Source organism: Vibrio sp. OPT46, from assembly GCF_015163535.1.
Lineage (GTDB): Bacteria > Pseudomonadota > Gammaproteobacteria > Enterobacterales > Vibrionaceae > Vibrio > Vibrio alginolyticus.
In genome coordinates this window covers 1-1,243 of the sequence record NZ_JADDYG010000063.1, presented here as the reverse complement: position 1 = coordinate 1,243, position 1,243 = coordinate 1, and the positions used below count along the sequence as shown (strand labels likewise).

Annotated in this window: 2 protein-coding genes; both read right to left on the bottom strand. The window is 37.7% G+C overall.

Annotation, left to right across the window (positions count from 1 at the left end; genetic code table 11):
- Nucleotides 1–58: 58 nt before the first annotated feature.
- The gene (locus IQR33_RS02785) at nucleotides 59–535 is read right to left on the bottom strand and encodes a DUF488 domain-containing protein (protein ID WP_182039464.1); all 477 of its coding nucleotides are present in this window, start codon (nucleotides 533–535) and stop codon (nucleotides 59–61) included.
- Between the two features lie 3 nt (nucleotides 536–538).
- On the bottom strand, nucleotides 539–1,069 hold the full coding sequence (locus IQR33_RS02780; protein WP_182039465.1) for a DUF488 family protein: 531 nt from the start codon (nucleotides 1,067–1,069) through the stop codon (nucleotides 539–541).
- Nucleotides 1,070–1,243 lie beyond the last annotated feature (174 nt).

The following is a 1,243-nucleotide window of genomic DNA, read 5'->3' as shown; positions in this document are numbered from 1 at the left end:
TACCCACCGACACAATAACCTTGCGACATTCGAGTTTTTGATGTGATTACAACCTTGTTCATAAATGGACGATCTCCAGTGAAGAGTTTATTGTTTTTAGTTTTTCTGTTACCAAGCTCCGATGACACGCCAAATGTTCTTCTTCAACACAGAAAAACACAATTGACTCTCCATTATTAATCGCAGAAATTTCCATTTCGAACTGGTGGTTTTCCAATATTTCTTGATCATACAAACAGCAGAATGCATCACTTAATAACTGCCGCTCGCGCTTCGTAGTATTAGAAAAGTAATCTTGCTCTTTTTGAATCTGTCTTATTTCGGTAGTTGGTGCTAATTCTTTTATATGACAGTACTTTACGTCAAGTTCGGTCAACTTGCTTTGCAAGTATTTACTATTAACAAATTTATATTTTGAACCTCTAACGCCTCGACGTTGCCTTACATCAAAAAAGCAAGTGATACCATTTTGTGTTATCAAGTTAAAAAACTCACTCTCACTTTTCCCATAAGCACCGATAGTAAATACTTTCATTGATCACCTATATTTTTTAACTGACGTGAACTCATCGTCAAACATTGAGTATTGACCTTTTGTAATTCTATCTATTATCTCTTTTTGAGTCCTAATAACGTTACTTTCATCTAAATGGCTGACTATTATACCTTTCTTAAAGAGCTCCTCTCCAATCAACTTTGAGCGATGGCACTGTTCAGGCTTCATTTCTGCACACATAATCGAAACATTAACGTCTAAACTGTTTGCTTTGATCAGCCTTTCCAAACCGTTTATAAAAGCATCGCTATTTGCTGTTTTGCGATAATCGACTTTACCGTCGGTATAGCATTGAGGATCGCTTGGGAGACCACCAACAGTGTCCCCCATAAAAACGTACTTGATACCAGCATCTCTCAATATTGCCTGTAGTGATTCTCTGTTAAAATCAGGGTGGTATTTAGAAAACGGCTTAGTTCTAACATCTATCAAATACCTAACGCCATTGTTGACTAATGCGTCAGTAAACTCTTGGATGCTTCTGCGGCTGTAACCAATAGATATAATTGACATAAACACTCCTAGATATCACATCATCACAGTATCACTCTGTTGTGCTTTAGTAAATCTAACGCCGCATTAAGAGGTGAACAACGCCGCCACCTAACCTAAGCCATTGTGCCGTAAACACTAAAGCTGATTCAAACCAAAACTGCCAAGCGTTGTGAATCCCTCTTGAATGCTTTG